Source organism: Methanosphaerula palustris E1-9c (assembly GCF_000021965.1).
Classification (GTDB): Archaea; Halobacteriota; Methanomicrobia; order Methanomicrobiales; family Methanospirillaceae; genus Methanosphaerula; species Methanosphaerula palustris.
The window spans coordinates 1,012,655-1,027,563 of record NC_011832.1 but is presented as its reverse complement, the minus strand read 5'-3'; the positions used below and the strand labels follow the sequence as shown (position 1 = coordinate 1,027,563).

The window sequence follows — 14,909 nt, the reverse complement described above, 5'->3', positions numbered from 1 at the left end:
AGTCATTTTCACACCGCAGAATAACGGTCTCTTATATTCACAGCGCACAATGGTATGTACTGGTTTTGGGTATGAATGTGAAGATGCAAAGGCTGATAGGTTTACAAAGATGAAGATGCAGATCAGGAGTCAGCGGTAACCATGCAGCAGTTCTTCTCGATCAGCCAGCTTGCCCGGGTCATGCATACCGATGAACCCTCTGTGCGGATGTTGTTGAACAGCAGTATCCTGCGAGCTGAGCGGTACGGAAACGGTTTTCTCGTCGACACCGATGAGTTTGCCAAGTTCGGGATCATCAACGCTTCAGGGAAATCTGCAAGGCCCCAGCGCAGATCTTTCTGAACCTGAATCCAGATGAAGAGAACCTACAATTACACCCGATCCTCAAACGTTAGAACTCTTCTCACATCATCATCACCCAAGCAGGTGAGCCTGACCTCATACTATAAGTCAGCCCTTCGAGCATATAGGGGTCAGTGGACCACCAGAATCTCTTCCTGCTCCGGGTAATACCTGCAGATCCGGATAAACTCCACCAGGGTGACGCCAAAAACGCGGCGGCCCCGACCCCCCAACAAAGATCGCACCGAGCCGGTTCTGAATCCACTGAAGATATGCGATCACCTCATCATGGCCTGCCCCGCCAGTAGTGGCAACCGAATACGATCCCATCCGCATCGAGAATATTCTGGTAGATCCCTCAAAGTCATCGGCAAGCACACACTCCCCCTGACGTAACAGGACCAACCTCCGGCACAGTTCTGCAGATTAGAGGCACAGAGATCGATCAGTTCGGTCTCTGCACTGGCCTCCCGTTGCCCCATCCTGGACTGACTGGACGAGTCGCCGGGTACTACTCATATCTCCACGCGGACTTCTGTTGATTCCAACGATCTTCATCAGTTCATTCCAGATTGGAAGATACTGCATAAATCAGGTAAAAAAAATCGACGTCGACTATCAGCGATCAGGACCATGAAGGTGACCATTAACACCAGGGATCGTAAAGGAGAAGGTCGATCCACTGCCGGGAACCGAAGTGACCCAGATCCGCCCATGGTGCCGCTCGATAATTCGCTGGCAGATCGCAAGCCCGATACCGGTCCCGGGATACTCCGCGCGAGAGTGAAGTCGTTGGAACATCTGAAAGATCCGCTGATAGAACTCCGGGTCGATCCCGATCCCATTGTCGTGCAGAGAAAAGACCACCCAGCCAGCCTGATCTTCCACCGAGAGATGGATCACCGGGGCGACCTGGGGACGGAGGAATGTGAGTGCGTTGTCGAGAAGGTTCGAAAAGACCTGAACCAGCTGCGGGAGATCGGCCCTGACCATCGGAAGTGGGTCATGGGTGACCGTGGCACCAGTCTCTTCGATCTTCAGGGCCAGGTGACTCAGTGCAGAGGCCAATGCCTCTTCGGCGCTCACCGGCTTGAGAGGCTGGCCCCGGCTCGTGACCCGCGAGTACGCCAGCAGGTCGTTGATCTGCTGCTGCATCCGGTTCGCACCCTCGACCGCAAACCCGATGAACTCCTGGGCGTCCGAATCGAGCCGGTCCCGATACTTTCGCTCGAGGAGCTGCAGGTAACTGGCCACCATCCTGAGTGGTTCCTGCAGGTCATGCGAGGCGATGTACGCAAACTGCTGCAGGTCCTGATTGGAGTGGGCCAGGTCGTCGAGTGTCCTTCGAAGTTCCCCTTCGACCTGTTTCTGGGCCGTGATATCGGTCATCACAGCCACGCATCCGGGCGATTCCCCGAATTCTCCGATTATCGGTGCCGCGCTGATCAGCAAGGAAAAGAGTGACCTGTCCGTTCTTCGAAAGAGAACCTCCATCCCCTGTAACTGCTTGCCGGCACTGGAGATTCTGGACGGTGAGAAGGGTATTTCTTCATCCCCAATCACCTGGAAGAGTGGAAAGACCGAATCAAACTGTGCAAGAAGGGGGTTGGTCCCGGCCATCTCCACTGCCGCGGTATTGGCCCTGATGATCACCTTTTCAGCGTTGATCACGACGATCGGGTCGGCGGCCTGTTCGAGGATCGAATGGGCCAGATGTTCGGATCGAAGCAACGCACAGTTATGTTTCCGCGTGGTCAGATCGGTCACCACGATAGAAATTTCAGAGACCCCTCCGCCCGTAAACGGGCTGAGCGAGAGATGAACCGGGACCAGGCGCCCCCGGGTATTGACCATCTGCAGATCCCCTGAAGATTGCCGATCTGCACCGGCCACAGAGAGTGCTTCAAAGAGGAGGTGATCATGAGAACATACCCAACTATCGAAGAATGAACCTGAGATCATCTCCATACGCGCCTCGATGATCGCAGCAAACCGTCGGTTGCAGTACAGAATCGTTCCGGCCCGATCGATGACCACCGCCCCCTCATTCATCGTCTCGACAAAGGTCCAGTACGGAGATGCCCCCCCGGGGTTTATGAATAGCCTGTCTTCATCAGAGGTCGGGACGACGATTCCATCCACCTGGCCGGTCCAGATATCCATCCTATCGACGCCAGTCTCCCGCAAACGTTCACAGAGTTTTATGACCTGCGGGTTTGCAGAAGATCCTGAATCGTTCGGTTCGTTTTGAAGCCCCCCCTCAGGTAAACCAAGACCCCGAAGGACCACCCGGGTGTCTGACAGGTCGCCGATCAGTCGCCGCTCAGGAGCCGGCCCCTTCCTGATCAGCGTCGGGGTCACAACGATCTGCTCATCCCGTGAGAGACTCGGATGCCGGGAGATATCGATCACCTCCAGGTCGTACCGTCCCACCAGGTATGTCTCACAGATACGCACAAGGTTCTGGATTGCCCGGGCAGATTCCTGAGTCTCACCAGCCACATATAATCTGAGCAGGTACATCTCAATTCCAGGAGCCATCAGACCGCCCTCCAGACCGGTAGCATGGCTCGGACGCAGATCCTGTTGGTGGACCCGAGAAGAGAACGTTCTGCCGGTTTCTCCTGCGCTCTGAACATCTGTCCCTGATTATGAAAGGGTTCATATAAAAAGTGGTAGCCAGAGATGAGCAAGACGGTTACCTCTTCAACACCGCGATCTCCTCATCCGACACCCCATAAAGGGTGCAAATACACCAGTCGACCCGCTCGATCAGCGGTTCGGCCAGCCCAGCCGGGGCTGACTGAGAGTACAGACCGAGCAGTCGGCCGACCAGCGTAACGACCTGGTCATGCAGCCCCTGTTCGACAGGATCATAACAATCCGGCACCCTCACCCGAACCCTGGAGACGAGGTCGGCGTTCAGCATCTGGTCACCCCCTGTTCCGGGGTGCTGACCCGTGAGCAAACCGCCCCCAATGGTTGAATTCAGCAACCCGAGCAGGAAGAGATCTGAGGTGATCAGCGCCACTGTATCCGGTCCCAGGATTCCAGTGCCATCCTCATCGAAGGTGCATACTCCGGTCCGGGTTGAACAGAGGATCTTCTGGCCCTGACAGAAGAGGGGATCCTGTCCATTCCCGGTAATAATCACACCCCCCCGTCGCAGCTGCCGGTCGACCCGCTCTGGGAGCGTTCGACCCGGATCGGGGATGCAGTATCCCTCCCTGACCGGCAGGGTATACGGCCGATCGACTGTGACCACCGGCCTGCAGAGCGGGCGGATCCGCCGATCCCACCGGATCAACTGCCTGCGTTGACCGGCCGGGAACTGGTTGGGGACAGCCTCCCCATCCACAATCCCCCCGAAGAGCAGGTCATCGAGCGGCCGGCCTTCTGCAGTCAGGCGCTCGATCAGGGTTGCATATCGCCGGTCCTCGAGCACCCATCCCTGTGTGGAGAGGTCGGCCACCGGAAAAAGATGGGTCTCTCTGACGAGGGCACCTGCCGAATCCGGCAGGGTCGAACCTTCGAGGATCGCAGCAGCCACGGTCGGTGCTGGTTCTCCCGGACCGACCTTGAGGAGGCAGAGGTGGTTGTCGGTCCCCACCAGAGGCAGGGCAGGAATCTCTGCGACCAGGTGCAGCCTCTGACCGGTTAGCCATGCACGAAAGAGACCGGACCGGTCCCCGTGGAGCCAGCGATCAGAGAAGAGGATTGTGAGAGCTCCACCTGCAGCGATCATCGGCATCATCCGCTCGACCAGGCATATGGACCGATCCCCTCCGGTCTGGAAGGTGGAATAATGGCCTGGCAGGTAGGTGTCCTCCCCCAGAAACAGACGGGTCATGGCTACCGGTACCGAGGTCAGCACCGCATCGAACCCCCGGTCTGGCACTGGAAAAGTGGACCAGTCGAATGGGGCCAGCCTGCGCAGACGGCGTCCGGAGAGGAGACAGGCGAGCGGATCTCCAAGAAAGTCCGAACCGACCAGCGGATTTCCCCGCCAGATCGCCGGGGTCACCTCCGATCCTGCAGAGAGGGGAGCATGATCCAGGGTAGTCAGCACCAGCAGCAGCGCTGCGACCTCGGCCTGGCACGGATCCTGCTCGATCCCGGAGACGATGGACAGCGTCTCCGCCGGAGTGTGAGCGGCGGAGAGGAGAAGCCGGCAGGTCACGATCAGCAGCCTTCCTGTTCCACAGCAGGGGTCGACCACACGAAGTGCCGTCTGCTCCACCCGGGACCGACCCTTGAGGAGCGGAAGAAGGGCGACCTCCGCAACCGTCCGAAGCATCCGGTCGGGAACCTCTGCAGCACCGTCGACCGCCGTGATCAATCGGTTCGGACGTGATGTCATCCTTGAACCGTCCGCAACGAGGAGGATCCGAAGGACCGCATCAAAGGCCACCGCCAGCGATTCCGGGCTGACCTGGCCAAAGGAGACCGGGCAGGCCGGACTGGTGAGTACACGCATCACCTCCAACACTGCCTCATCTCCCGGCCAGAACGGCGGGGTGATCCTGACGGGATCGATGAATGCTGCCGCCTGGGAGATCAGGTGATGCTGAAGATCAGTCTCATCCCGGTCCTGGAGAGGATTGAACTGGATGAGATACCCCCGCTCGTGGAGGATCCAGAGGAGGAGGAGAAGATCGATCGTTCGCTGCACCGAGAGGTTCAGATCCTCATCAGAGAGGAAGTGATATTCCCGGCAGAGACTCCGTCCAAGGACCAGCCGCCAGCCGGCGATCAGGTCCCCGAGCACTGCAATCAACCCGGGCCGCATGCCCCGGGCCGGCCATCCGAATGGAGAGAGGCAGGCCACCAGTTCAGGCCACCGTTCCGCGTACTCACCCGCGGTAATGTGCACAGGAATGGGGGGGGCCGAACCCGGGAGGGGAGGAGGACTCAGGTCATAGATCTCCATCCAGGCAAAATTGGTCACCACCGCAACAGACATTGCAGCAGAGAAGGCGTCCCGCATCAGGTTCTGGATCATATCAGGCTGGGCCTGTCCCCCCTCGTCGAGGACCAGCACCGGGAATGCTGGAAAATTATCCGTCCATCCAAGGGCACAAAAGAAGGGTACCAGGAACTGTTCCCTGATCATAGCAGCCGGACGGGCCGAACCACGATCCTGCTCTGCATAAAACGATCTGACCAGTGAATCAGGCATACCCGAACCACATCCTCATGCCTGACGAACAGCACCGGAGTATGCTGGGAAGAGGTCGAGGATCTGGTCCAGTCTTTCGAGAACCAGATCGGGGGTACAGACCGGCGAAGGAAACGGGCTCTGATCGCCATAGGCCGCGTACGCCGTGATCAGCCCGAGTTCGGTGCACGGGTAGATATCCCGGCGCAGACTGTCCCCAACCATCAGTGCCTCGGCCGGGGTTACCCGGAGCTGATCGAGTGCTGACAGAAACTGACAGTGGGAGGGCTTTCGCGAACCGGTCTGGTCGGGGGTGACGATCACCGGAAAGAACCTCTCCAGACCAGCCTGCTTGAGCCGACCCCGGGCATGGTCGGTATCGGCGTCGGTCACCAGCGCCAGAGGGATTCCAAGATCCCTGAGCGCTTCAAGGGTCGACAGTGCATCATCATACGGAGTGATCGCCTGGAGTTTACGCGCTTCATACTGGGCCGCACAGATCCGGAAGAGATTCGGATCGTTATGACCGAGATCCACAAGATAATCCCGGATATTCTGCGTGCTTTCAAACCCATGGTCAGGGCGAAGAAAGTAGCGGAAGAGCACGCTCGGGTCAGTCGGATGACCGAGCACCGAAAGGACCGCGCTGCACCCCGCCCGTTGGGCATACATAAAATCGAACAGCGTGTTGTCCATATCGAAGATAGCAGCCCGAATAGTGGTCTGCTGTACTGGTGAACTCATCAGGGACCTCTGAATACAGAATATACATTTCAACAGAAAGTACAACTACCTTCGCGTGGGGGCAGAACAGACGCCTGCGCAAATATGAGCAGGATGAACCGATTTCAGACGCAGGTACCGTATCATAACCGTAGATTAATCCATCCATATCCCAAATCAGAATAATCAACTGAGAAGGGATCTGGCAAGGTATGAAACAGAAAACGCTCGCACTGCTTCTAATGATCGCACTGGTGTTCTGCCTGGGACTTGCATTCACGCCGGCAGTTACGGCCACGGTGAAGATCATGCCACTTGGGGACTCGCTGACCAAAGGATTGACCGATACCACTGAGGCTGCGAGCCATCCGACATATCGATACTGGCTCTGGAACGAACTGAAGTCAGCAGGGTATGACGTGGACTTCGTCGGGAGCTGGACCGACCCGAACTTTAACCTGGACTTCGACCAGGACAATGAAGGGCATGGCGGGTATACAACCTCAGGAATCCTGGATGGTGTTGATGGAGATACACAGGGACACCTGTCAGACTGGCTGACTCATTACACGCCAGACGTCGCATTGGTGATGCTCGGGACCAATGATGTCCTGAACGATGTCCCGACACAGCACAGCATCTACAGCCTTGGCCGGATCATCGATACGATTCGGCAGAAGAACCCGAACGTCCGGATCCTGCTGGCCCAGATACCACCAACAGCCGTCTCCCGGGACAACCTGCTCGCCCTGAATGCCGCGATACCCGTGCTTGCAGCCCAGAAAAGCACCGCTCAGTCGCCGATAACGGTCGTCGACATGTACACCGGGTTCGATGGAATCGCAGACACCCAGTCCGCAGGGGTTCACCCGGATGAGAGTGGGGAGAAGAAGATCGCGGCCAAGTGGTATGCAGCACTGACTCAGGTGTTATCGACGCCGACACCAACGCCAACGCCAACTCCTTCCCCGACACCTTCACCAGTAACTACCCAGGTCCAGACACAGACCACACAGTATCAATCTCCGACCTTCGTTCAGGGAAAACAGCTGACAACCAATTATCAGCCAGGCACCGCATCTGTTTCTACCCCCCAGGTATTGCCCAGCTCCGCTCCCGTGGCAACCTCCCCGATAAAACTCAATACAGGGCTGGTCAATGCAGCATCAGTCCAGACCGCTGCAACATCAGGGGTCACGGCAACAGGAGTGAATGTGATCCGATCCGCAGGGTCGACAGTGTATGCTGGGGAGATCGGACTGAACATCGTCAGCACAGGGGTCCAGAACGGCTACACGCTCGGCTGTTTCAATACTGGGGTCGACCCGCAGACCGGCGCACCGGCGCAGATGATGATCGTCAACGACGTCACTGACTTCGCAGTCCACCCATCGGCCTATCCCGGGATCTGGTACAACCTGAACTCTACCCCAAAGACCCCGGTCTTTACGGTTGCAGTCCCCTCCCTGGCGCTGACGGTCATGGATGTGACAGCCAATCGTCCGGTTCAGGGAGATACCGTGCTGAAAGGACGGCACATCTCCTTTGTCCTGACAAGCAACCTGGAAGGGTTCCTCACCCGTCAGACCGGGGCTCAGGTTGCGATCAAGATCGAGAGCCCGACAGGATCCATCTTCACCTCTGTGATCGATACAAAGGGGGTGGCCACCCAGCTGGACCCCCTGACCATCACCTCCAACTCCTTCCTGGTCTCCGGGACCGACGGGACGGCCTGGGATACCGGCAACTCCCTGTATGAACCCGGGGAATACCAGATCTGGGCAGAGACCGAGCTGGACTACCATCACCACGCCTACTGGAGTCCGGAGGGTATCGACACGATAGGAAAGACGATCACCACACCACTGAAGTTCACGTTGACACCACTCGACGGGTCAACGCTGGTCCCGGCTACCACTGTCGATGCAAATGCAGCGATCCAGACAAGCGCTCCAACCGCAGTCGCAACAGCCCTACTGGTCACGTCCCTGACAAAGAAGTCGACGGTCACCACCAACGCCACCACCGTCCAGCCGGTCCAGTCTCAACAGCCGGTCGATGCGAGTGCAGCAGATGCAGACCAGAAGCACCCATGGACCGGATACCTGATCTATCCCCTCCTTGTGGTTTTTCTGATCGCAGCGGCCGGGATCATCTACCAGACACGGGGGAAAACCAATTCTAAGGGGCAGCCCCACAGACCACAGCATGGCGTGGCCAGAGAGGTCAGGCCATCTGGGCTCGTGATCGGGGAAGGTGTCTCCCTCTCACCGCGGACCCTGATCGCCCTCGACAAGGTCGCAGCCTTTGATCCCCAGACCGGAAACGTCGACACCCTGGCCGCCCTGCTTCATCAGGTCGAGCAGGACGAGTGGATGCAGTCCAGAAACCAGGACTACCGGCTGACCCAGATCCTCAACCTCTCTTCAGTCCCAAGTCTGCCCGTGCCCGACTCGATCGCCCACTGGGCTGAAGAGATCGGATACCGGGTGATCGCCATCGACCGGAGCGGGGATGTGCTCTTCTACACCCCATTCATCCAGGAGGAGTCCTACCTCCGGGTGATGACGATGAACGAACTCGTCGAGCGGCTCCAGACCCCCCCCGCCTCAACACCAGAGCAGGGAGACGGGATGAGAGAAGAGAATGTTGAAGAGAAGAATGAAGATGGATCCCGGAAATATAAGGACTGGCTCTGAGTTACTCAGCAACCAGATATCCTTTTTTTTGGTGATTCTGTAAACATTGTTTAAAAATATCCATCATTTTGTATCAATCTCCCCCAAGAGAAAGACGAACCGAGATGGATCGATTGGCTTCTTCGAATGACCGCATTCCTTGTATAGTGAAAACAGGCAAGCATTCGGCATGAGGATCGCGTATTTTTCAAGAGGTGAAGAGGGATGAACCGGGATCTGAGTGATCATCAGAGGAAGATGGATGATCCCTCGCAGGGGATCATAGAAAGAGAGGGTACGATAAAACCATACCCTTAAGTAGAGAAAAATGGAGCTAGTGAGGTGATGAGGCAAGGAATTATCGGCATAGTGGTGCTGGTTGGACTCCTGACCTGCTTGGTCATCCAGCCGGTGATGGCAGAGACGACAGAAGACCTGTTTTTAAAGGGACAGGAACTCGCAGACCAGGGGAAGTATGATCAGGCCATTCAGGCCTATGACCAGGCACTTGCCACGGACCAGAAGAACGATCAGATCTATTACTTCAAAGGAAACGCCCTCCTGTATCAGAAAAAATACCAAGAGGCGATCGATGCTTATACGACGGCACTTTCGATCAATCCACAGAACAAGGCGGCTCAGCACAACCTGGATACGGCCAAGACACAGATGGCACAGGCCTCGGCAGGAATACCAACCGTGACACCGACAAAGAAGTCACCGGTCTCGCCGCTGATCGTCCTGGGGGCACTCGGCCTCTTCGGCATCTTCAGACGGAAGTTCTAGACAAAAACAATGAGTGCCGGGTGCCGTGCTCTGATGCAGAGCACCCGGAAACCCTTTTTTCCGGATCAGAACCAGGCGTACAGGATCACGGTGTTTGCGAGAACGATGAACGCAATAAACCCGATCAGTGCCATCGCCGCATCGACCTTTGGCGAGTGGCCCGCTCTTCTGGGAGTGAACCCAAAGAATGAGTTCGCATTGAGCAGATGAAAGACGGTTCCAAGGATCAGCAGCGGTACGATCAGCCCGATCGGCATAACGATCACCGTGACCACCACGTAGAGGAGGAATTCAAAGGCAAATGCAGCCCGTGGATTATTCCAGAGTCCGTACCCGAGTTTTTTGTCCCCTGACCCGAATCCCAGCACCGGCAGGTCCTGTTTATGCATGACCAGATCGAGCAGCCAGTGTGAGATCGCAGCCGCGATGAAGAGGGCACCGGCCAGTGGTGTGAAGAGGTAAGCCACGACTCCACCGAGAAGGCAGGCGATCAGCCCCCCGATCGCCAGGGAGTGAGAGTACGGGTAGTGCAGGAACGAGACGTCCTTCACGAGGGGAGAGACCGGGTCGACCTCGACCTTCTCGACGCCACAGAAGACCAGGATCGGCCAGAGCAGGTCGGGAAGAGAGACCCCGATCAACAATACCAGCGGGGGGACAGACGGAAAGAGTGCGAGCAGTAGATATGCAACTGCAAAATGACCTATAAACAAAGTATCGCTTCCATTCTGATCGTTTCACCGCCGGAGGGTTTGAAGAGAGCAGAGATAAAGGTGCCCCTCCCCCTCACCAATTCAGACGATCAGCCGCCGCTTCATCAGGTTCACTGCGACGACGAGCAATAGGGCCGTAACCACCAGGATCCAGGCGAGGCTGAGCAGTAACTCCGGACCGGCCGTGTTGAGCGCAATACCCCGGCTGATCAGCACCACGTGAGTCAGGGGCAGCAGCGCGTACGCCAGGTACTGCAGAGGGAGGGGGAGAAGCGAGAGCTCAAAGAAGGTCCCACCGAGAAGGAGCATCGGGGTGATGAAGAGAAACGACGGATAGTTCAGCGTATCGATCGACGGCGAGAGCGCGGTGCAGCACATCCCGAGCGACCCGAAGAGCAGCCCTGCCAGAAATGCGAACGGGATCAGCACCAGGGAGATCGGGAGGGCCAGCACACCGAGGATGGCGAGGACGAACAGCATCGCTGCGACATAGATCATAGACCTGGTCGCCCCCCAGAGGATCTCCCCGACGATCACCTCCTCAAGGGTGACTGGGGTCGCGGTGATCGCGTCGAAGGTCTTCTCATAGTACATCCTGACAAACGAGCCGTAGGTGCACTCAAAGAACGAGTAGTTCATCATCGCGATCGCAAGGATCGCGGGGGCGACGAACCGGGCGTATGAAACTCCTTCGATCCCGCCGATATAACTGCCGACCCCGAAACCGAGGGCGGCCATGAAGACCAGCGGCTCGATCAGCGGCGGAAAGACGTTCACCTTCCAGGTCTTCATGAAGACCAGGACGTTTCTATACAGAACCGTCCAGACCCGGTGCGAGACCGAAGGGAGCGAAAGGAGTTCCATCAATCCACCAGCCCCCTACCGGTCAGTTTCAGAAAGACGTCCTCAAGGGTCGGTCGCCGGACGGCAATCTCCAGCGGACCGCAGGTAGCCAGTAGCAGGCCGGTTACCTCGTCGGGCTTCTCAGTGGAGATGAAGACAGCCTCGCCGACCTGGTCGTATACCAGGTCCTGCTGATCGAGACAGGCGAGCACAACCGGCAGGGCCCTGGTCTCGACCAGATGACTGCCCATGGAGGCGCTGACGATCGAGGCAGGCGGTCCTTCGACCAGGATTCCGCCATGGTGCATGATGATCAGCCGATCACAGAATCGGGCGGCCTCGTCAAGGTAATGGGTCGAGAGAAGGATCGTCACCCCTTCTCTCTGCAGGGTATGGAGTTTCTCCCAGATCAGGTTCCGGGCCTGGGGGTCGAGACCGGTGGTCGGTTCGTCCAGGACGATCAGTTTCGGTTCGTTGACCAGCGCCCGGGCAAGGATCAGCCGCCGTTTCATCCCCCCCGAGAGAGTCTCGATCACCATGTCCCGTTTCTCCTTCAGTTGCATGAAATCGAGCAGTTCCTCGACCCGTTCTGCAGCCTTTCTCTTCGGGATATCGAAGAACCGGGAGTACATCAGCAGGTTGTCATAGACCGATAGTTCGCCGTCCAGGTTGTTCTCCTGCGGGACAACTCCGAGCATTGCCCGGATCTGCCGCTGATCCTTCACCGGATCCATCCCAAAGATCGAGAGGTTCCCGCCTGACCGTGGGGAGATGCATTCGACCATCCGCATCGTCGTCGTCTTGCCGGCCCCGTTGGGTCCGAGCACCCCAAAGACCTCCCCCTCCTGCACGGTGAACGAGATCCTGTCTACAGCCACGGCCTCTCCAAACTTTTTGAGCAGATCCTCTGCAACAATAACAGCGCCGATGATCTTCACCCGACTACAGATTCTATGAGCAGATCGAGTACATCTTTCTTTCGTGTCGATCGACAAACGGCCGACAGCCTCTGGCCTGGACAAAGCCTTGAAACCAGAGCAGCGATATACAGATGATTCATGGCAGTCTTCGTCTGCACGAGGTGTGGCAACTGTTGCAGGGCGATCGGTCCGCAGATCGAGATCGAGCGGCGACTGGGAGCAAAGGACTGCTACTGCAGGTTTCGGTTGACCGGCGAGCGATCGCTGGTCCATCTCGACCCTGGCTTCTCCCTGCCAGATGAGGACGAACCGATAGAGTCCGGGATCTGTCCGTTCCTTGCGGATGGAGAGGGCGGTGCACTCTGTACCGTGTACACGACCCGTCCACGGTGGTGCAGGGAGTACCAGTGCATCGCGATGCAGATCGCCAACCAGCAGGGAGAACGGATCGGAAAGGTCAGTGGCAGACGTTCACTGTCGACAATCAACCCGGAGCTTCTGGCCTGCTGGGAGCAGCAGATCAGACCCCTCACATCACAGGACGACGGGACATGGCGGCAGCAGGCCGGAACGATACTCAGAAGAGCAGGATACCAGGTGAAGATCTATGACGGAACAGACGATGCGTGAACTTCCAGTGCAAGACAAGCAGGTCCAGTGCACCGATACTGAAAAAGTGACCCTGGACCGATGCCGATTCTGTGTCCACTCACGGGCATTCCAATTGAAGAACGCCTGGGTCACCTCGCCGGCGCGGGCCTACTGCATGCGCGAGCGCGCCACGAACGAGGTGGACCTCAAACAGGTCACCGCGGTCAGGTGTGACGACCACTCTGGTGAGGGCTACCGATCGATGATGAACATCATCGGATGATCAGGAAAACCCACAACGATCTCTTCTTCTCCAGCAGGAACTATATCAGGCGTGTGACATCAACCAGACCAGCTGGGTCGATCCTATAACGAACATAACACGTCACACGACAGAAAGGATTGGAACAACATACTCATATTGATGAAAAGAACAAAGAATGGGCTCGGCCGGATTCGAACCGGCGATCTTCGCCGTGTAAGGGCGACGTCATAACCAACTAGACCACGGGCCCTTTTAACCCAGAAAATTTGGTTTCTCCAGTAATAAAACTGTTGATCAACTAGAGATTATTTCCCTCCTACCTGGGTATCATACCAGACAAACCAGCATTTCAGTCTGTTTCATACCTCACCATCAGAATTCTATTCCATCCGGAGAGAGGGTTTTGGAACCGATGAAAAGAAAAGACCCATCTGAATGGCGGATCTGCACAGTCTTGGTGCAGTGCAGAGCAGAACTATTTAATACCAGAACGCTTATTTGAAGAGCAATGCCATCCGACGAGGGGACGATTGTCTCGTTTGATCTCCTTTCCCAGATCAAGAGCATCCTCAAAAACAACCCAAAAGGGATGTCCGTCACCGACATCTCACACAAGTTGAAGATGAACAGGAACTCTGTCGCCAAGTACCTGGACATCCTCTCAATATCCGGACAGGTTGAGATGCGGACCTTCGGCCCTGCCAAGGTCTATTTTCTCTCTCAAAGAGTCCCGCTCGGAGCCATGCTGAACCATACATCTGAATTTATTCTGGTGCTGGACAGCGGACTCCGGGTGATCCAGATCAACGACCGGTTCCTCGTATTTCTCAAGGAGGACCGGGACTATTACCTGGGAAAGACGCTCGAAGAGACGGTGATACCGATCGTCTCCGAACAGATTATCATGGATAAGATCCAGGAGACCTTCACGAAGAAGGAGGTGATGCTGGAGGTCCAGTACACACAGGAGGATGGAGATCTCTTCTTCCGGGTGAAACTGATATCGACGGTCTTCGATGATGGTACTCCGGGGGTCACCATCATCCTCGAAGAGATCACCAGCCAGAAACGAGCAGAGATTGCTCTGAAGGAGAGTGAACAGCGGTTTCGGGAGATGGTCGAGGTCTCACCATACCCGATCTCGATCATCGATCCGCACGGTACGTATCTGTTCATCAACAGCAAGTTCACCGAAGTCTTCGGGTATACCAGGGATGAGATCACCAGTGGGAGGGACTGGTTCAGTGCTGCGTACCCCGACGAGACCTATCGGAAGCAGGTGATCCATGCCTGGATCACCGATATCGAACAGGCAGGGGAGAGGCCGATCAGTCCGCGGCTCTTCCAGGTCACCACCAGATCCGGCGAGGTGAAGGAGGTGATCTTCCGGACGGTCAGACTCTCGGACCAGAATCATTACATCACCTACGAAGACATCTCTGAACGGAGGAGAGTCGAGGAGGCACTCGCCGAACAGAAAAGGGTCGATGAGGTGGTCTTTACCAGTGTACAGCGGACCAGAGAGATCGCAGAGCGGTCACTGGACCTGCTCTTCGGGCTCGACCCTGAGGGAAAGATCACGCAGGTATCCCCCTCTTTCGAAAGAATCACATCGTATTCGTTGGAAGAGGTCAGGGGACGAATGATCAGCGATCTCATCCAGGAAGCTGAGATCCCGCTCTCGAACGAATTCTTCAGGCTGATGCATGCCGGCGAGGAGATCGAAGGGATCGAACTTCATCTGATCAAAAAGGACGGTTCTGTGATTCCCATGATGATCAACCTGGTACCGAAGATGTCAGGAACTACGATCGTTGGAATCCAGGGTAAACTTCTCTGGGTTTAGTCGGCAGTTTCCACCGTTCTATCCTCTCTTTTTTTGGGTTCGAT

The 14,909-nt window shown here is 56.7% G+C and carries 12 protein-coding genes and 1 tRNA gene; 6 read left to right on the top strand and 7 right to left on the bottom strand.

Going from position 1 to position 14,909, the window contains the following annotated elements; translation table 11 throughout:
• The first annotated feature begins 141 nt into the window (after positions 1 to 141).
• Complete coding sequence (locus MPAL_RS04975; protein WP_012617665.1) at positions 142 to 342, top strand: hypothetical protein; 201 nt, start codon at positions 142 to 144, stop codon at positions 340 to 342.
• 618 nt (positions 343 to 960) lie between these two features.
• Here MPAL_RS04975 and MPAL_RS14305 read toward each other — a convergent pair.
• The 3 genes from MPAL_RS14305 to MPAL_RS04960 all read right to left on the bottom strand — a co-directional run bounded on the left by MPAL_RS14305 (position 961) and on the right by MPAL_RS04960 (position 6,244).
• Positions 961 to 2,883, bottom strand: a complete 1,923-nt coding sequence (locus tag MPAL_RS14305) for an ATP-binding protein (protein ID WP_012617664.1) — start codon at positions 2,881 to 2,883, stop codon at positions 961 to 963.
• Between the two features lie 157 nt (positions 2,884 to 3,040).
• Positions 3,041 to 5,521 carry a hypothetical protein gene (locus MPAL_RS04965; protein ID WP_012617663.1) on the bottom strand — a complete coding sequence of 827 codons (2,481 nt, stop codon included), beginning with the start codon at positions 5,519 to 5,521 and terminating at the stop codon, positions 3,041 to 3,043.
• Positions 5,522 to 5,536: 15 nt separating this feature from the next.
• A complete protein-coding gene (locus tag MPAL_RS04960; RefSeq protein ID WP_012617662.1) occupies positions 5,537 to 6,244 on the bottom strand; it encodes an HAD family hydrolase in 708 nt (235 codons plus the stop codon).
• A gap of 191 nt (positions 6,245 to 6,435) precedes the next feature.
• Here MPAL_RS04960 and MPAL_RS14300 point away from each other — a divergent pair, with 191 nt between their 5' ends.
• Positions 6,436 to 8,922: a DUF3821 domain-containing protein gene (locus tag MPAL_RS14300; RefSeq protein ID WP_012617661.1), complete on the top strand. Its 2,487-nt coding sequence runs from the start codon at positions 6,436 to 6,438 to the stop codon at positions 8,920 to 8,922.
• Positions 8,923 to 9,246: 324 nt separating this feature from the next.
• Positions 9,247 to 9,687: a tetratricopeptide repeat protein gene (locus tag MPAL_RS04950; RefSeq protein WP_012617660.1), complete on the top strand. Its 441-nt coding sequence runs from the start codon at positions 9,247 to 9,249 to the stop codon at positions 9,685 to 9,687.
• A 65-nt stretch (positions 9,688 to 9,752) separates the two neighbouring features.
• On the opposite strand, the gene MPAL_RS04945 is transcribed toward MPAL_RS04950, so the two are convergent.
• From MPAL_RS04945 to MPAL_RS04935, 3 genes are all read right to left on the bottom strand, one after another.
• Positions 9,753 to 10,328: a hypothetical protein gene (locus tag MPAL_RS04945; protein WP_201763860.1), complete on the bottom strand. Its 576-nt coding sequence runs from the start codon at positions 10,326 to 10,328 to the stop codon at positions 9,753 to 9,755.
• Positions 10,329 to 10,481: 153 nt separating this feature from the next.
• A complete protein-coding gene (locus MPAL_RS04940) occupies positions 10,482 to 11,264 on the bottom strand; it encodes an ABC transporter permease (protein WP_012617658.1) in 783 nt (260 codons plus the stop codon).
• Positions 11,264 to 12,181 carry an ABC transporter ATP-binding protein gene (locus tag MPAL_RS04935; protein WP_012617657.1) on the bottom strand — a complete coding sequence of 306 codons (918 nt, stop codon included), beginning with the start codon at positions 12,179 to 12,181 and terminating at the stop codon, positions 11,264 to 11,266. The genes MPAL_RS04940 and MPAL_RS04935 overlap by 1 nt, the downstream gene beginning before the upstream one ends.
• A 120-nt stretch (positions 12,182 to 12,301) precedes the next feature.
• Here MPAL_RS04935 and MPAL_RS16835 point away from each other — a divergent pair, with 120 nt between their 5' ends.
• Together MPAL_RS16835 and MPAL_RS04925 are read left to right on the top strand one after the other, a co-directional pair.
• Positions 12,302 to 12,793: a YkgJ family cysteine cluster protein gene (locus tag MPAL_RS16835; protein ID WP_012617656.1), complete on the top strand. Its 492-nt coding sequence runs from the start codon at positions 12,302 to 12,304 to the stop codon at positions 12,791 to 12,793.
• Positions 12,771 to 13,037, top strand: a complete 267-nt coding sequence (locus MPAL_RS04925; RefSeq protein WP_048145195.1) for a hypothetical protein — start codon at positions 12,771 to 12,773, stop codon at positions 13,035 to 13,037. The genes MPAL_RS16835 and MPAL_RS04925 overlap by 23 nt, the downstream gene beginning before the upstream one ends.
• A gap of 158 nt (positions 13,038 to 13,195) precedes the next feature.
• On the opposite strand, the gene MPAL_RS04920 is transcribed toward MPAL_RS04925, so the two are convergent.
• Positions 13,196 to 13,269: transfer RNA gene (locus MPAL_RS04920), tRNA-Val, on the bottom strand.
• Between the two features lie 258 nt (positions 13,270 to 13,527).
• On the opposite strand from MPAL_RS04920, the gene MPAL_RS14295 reads away from it, so the two are divergent.
• Positions 13,528 to 14,865 (top strand): PAS domain-containing protein, encoded by a 1,338-nt coding sequence (locus tag MPAL_RS14295; protein WP_012617654.1) that lies wholly within the window; start codon positions 13,528 to 13,530, stop codon positions 14,863 to 14,865.
• Positions 14,866 to 14,909: the final 44 nt, after the last annotated feature.